Origin of the sequence: Dolichospermum sp. LEGE 00246, from assembly GCF_015207865.1 — a bacterium.
GTDB lineage: Bacteria > Cyanobacteriota > Cyanobacteriia > Cyanobacteriales > Nostocaceae > Dolichospermum > Dolichospermum heterosporum.
Window position 1 is genome coordinate 1 of sequence record NZ_JADEWA010000575.1, and the last position, 2939, is coordinate 2939.

Genomic DNA, 2939 nt, shown 5'->3' on the forward strand with positions numbered 1-2939 from the left:
TGGGTATAAGAGACACCCCCAACCCCCTCCCCGCAAGCGAGGAGGGGGCTATGATGTAATTTATTAAAGTATTATTAGCAATAATAAATGGTGCGAAGATAGAACCCGGCTGAAAAATGCCAGTATAACTTGCTTTTCCTTGGTCGTTCACATTCAAGTCAATACCGCTAACACGCCCACGGATTGAGGCTTGGGCATATCGGGACTCTCCAATTCAGGATTTACCCTACATTGACATATAGATATACTTAGAATATTTTGATTTGTAAACAAAGTTGCAATACTTATTCAGAGCTATGGTATTTTTAATGAAAATTTACATAATTAGTAGCAAAGACAAGATGCCCGCACAACAAGGGTTTTATCATTAATATCTGTACTTCATAATATCTGTAACTGCTGTATATTTTCAAAATTTAACCCGAATTCCTATAGGACTCCTATTTGATTTTTGAACAAGACTCAGTAGGTATCAATTATGTCTTTCCTGTTCCCTGTTCCCTGTTCCCTGACCACACAAGTAAATTCAGGAATCAAACCGGATTTCTATATATGACAGTAAATAACTTTTCAAATTTAATTGAAATCTTGCAATATCGTTCAAAATATCAACCGGATAAAAAAGCATACATTTTTCTCCAAGATAGTGATAAGGAATTAGGTTGTTTAACCTATCAACAATTAGATGAACAAGCAAGAGTGATCCTAGTTCAACTACTTGATTTTTTTGTAGTGCATCTGTAAGGTCAAACTAAAAACAATCATCCTTTTCAATCTGGGAAATTTAATTATGTTAAAAGATTCTGAACAGTCAATAAAAGAAGAAACTCCAGTTTCTTATTCATCTCCCCCACAAAATTATCTCTTCGGTCATCTTTTAGGATATATTCGAGATCCGATCAGCTTTCTGAGCAATTGTTCTCTTGAATATGGAAAGCTAGTTCCCTTGCGATTTTTATCTAATTCTGCACTGTTTCTTAATCATCCTGATTGTATTGAGGATGTTTTTGTTCGGCAACAACAGAATTTTATGCGTAAGGGACAGATTTTTGAACTGAGTTCTAAATTTATCTTAGGAAATGGACTCTTTTTAAACGAAGGCAAATTTTATCAACAGCAACGCACTTTGCTTCAACCAGCTTTTCATAAACAGATGTTAATGAATTATGCACAAGTCATGATTGATGAAACTAACTCTGTAATAAATATGTGGAGTGATAAACAGGTGCGTGATATTTATCAAGATTATGTGGCTATTACTCGAACTATTATTGCTCGAACTATGTTTGGTGTAACTATAGATTCTGAGTTTGCCAATGTCTTCAATGTGGCTTTAGATGCCACAATCAATCGTTTCAAATCAGTTAACCAAGATTTATTCATTACTCCAGATTGGTTGCCAACTCCCAGTAATTTAAAACTTCGTCAAAGTATCAAACAACTAGATCAGTTTATCTATAAAATGATCCAAGAACATCAGATGGGAGGAGAAAAAAACTTTCTGGAAATTTTGTTGCAAAGCCAAGCTGACAACAATCAATCCATAACAATCCAACAAATAAGAGATGAGATTGTCAATATTTTTCTAGCTGGACATGAAACAACAGCGATCGCCTTAACCTGGATTTCTTGGCTATTATCTGAGCATCCTCATATAGAAGAAAAATTATTTGCCGAGATTCAAACTGTTCTTCAAGGACGAATTCCTACAGTGGCAGATATTCCACAATTGCCCTATACGGAAGCTTGTATTTTAGAAACATTAAGGCTTTATCCTCCCGTTTGGATTATGGCTCGTGTTGCCTTAGAAAAAACAGAAATTTTGGGATATCCAGTTGCTCAAGGTATGGAGGTATTTGTCAGTCAATGGACAGCACATCGTCATCCACATTATTTCCCTGAACCTGAACTTTTTAAGCCGGAACGTTGGCTCGACGGTTTAAGTAAAAAATTACCTTTAGGGGCTTATTTTCCTTTTAGTTTGGGCGGAAGAATTTGTCTTGGGAAAGCATTTGGCATGATGGAACTAATTCTTCTCGTAGCAACAATCACTCAAAGATATAAGTTTAAGTTAGTACCAGGTCATCAAGTTGAGCCTCTTTTTGGTCTGACTTTGCGTCCTAAATATGGGATGAAAATGGAGATCATTAAACGTTAATTAAGTAATATTATCTAATTTCAATAATGAGATTATTAACTGATGGATCAAAATAATTTTTCAACGTTAATCTCAATGCTCCAACAAAGAGCTATAGACCAACCACAAAAAGTATCCCATACTTTTCTTCAGGAAGGAAAGATAGAAGTTGGCTCTTTAACCTATCAACAATTAGATCAACAGGCGAGGGCAATTGCTGTTGAGATTCAGAATTTGACAGCTAAAGGTGAACGGGCTATTCTTCTTTATCCTCAAGGACTAGAGGTAATTGTCGCCTTTTATGGCTGTCTTTATGCAGGAGTTGTAGCTGTTCCCACACCTCTTCCTGATGTTTCTTATTTAAAACAAATATTGCCAAAACTACAGGCAATTATTCAGGATGCACAGCCATCAGTAGTTTTGACTACTTTTCAGGTAAAATCTAGTATTGATAAATTAGTTCCAGAAATACCAGATTTTCAAAATCTGCATTGGTTAATAACTGATAAAATTGCTCTTGATTCTGCTCAAGAATGGCAATATCCAGAAGTTACAGATGATTCTTTAGCTTATTTACAATACACCTCTGGTTCAACCTCTGCACCGAAAGGGGTGATGATTAGCCATCGTAATATATTAGATAATCTTGTTAGTTCAAACCAAGGCTCCCGAATCACCTGAGTTCGATGTAAATAAAAAGTCTAAAAGTACGTAACAGCAATAGTTCTGTCAATAAGTATTGGTTATTGAGAATTAAAGCCCACGCCAAAAAGTTCTCAAAAAATTAATTTTTTGAAATGTA

The 2939-nt window shown here is 35.3% G+C and carries 3 protein-coding genes; all 3 read left to right on the forward strand.

What is annotated here, in order from left to right:
• The first annotated feature begins 552 nt into the window (after positions 1–552).
• The 3 genes from IQ228_RS24185 (at position 553) to IQ228_RS24195 (ending at position 2818) form a co-directional block, all read left to right on the forward strand.
• Positions 553–744: a hypothetical protein gene (locus IQ228_RS24185; RefSeq protein ID WP_193964713.1), complete on the forward strand. Its 192-nt coding sequence runs from the start codon at positions 553–555 to the stop codon at positions 742–744.
• A 46-nt stretch (positions 745–790) separates the two neighbouring features.
• Complete coding sequence (locus IQ228_RS24190; RefSeq protein ID WP_193964715.1) at positions 791–2158, forward strand: cytochrome P450; 1368 nt, start codon at positions 791–793, stop codon at positions 2156–2158.
• A 75-nt stretch (positions 2159–2233) separates the two neighbouring features.
• A complete protein-coding gene (locus IQ228_RS24195) occupies positions 2234–2818 on the forward strand; it encodes an AMP-binding protein (protein WP_193964717.1) in 585 nt (194 codons plus the stop codon).
• Positions 2819–2939 lie beyond the last annotated feature (121 nt).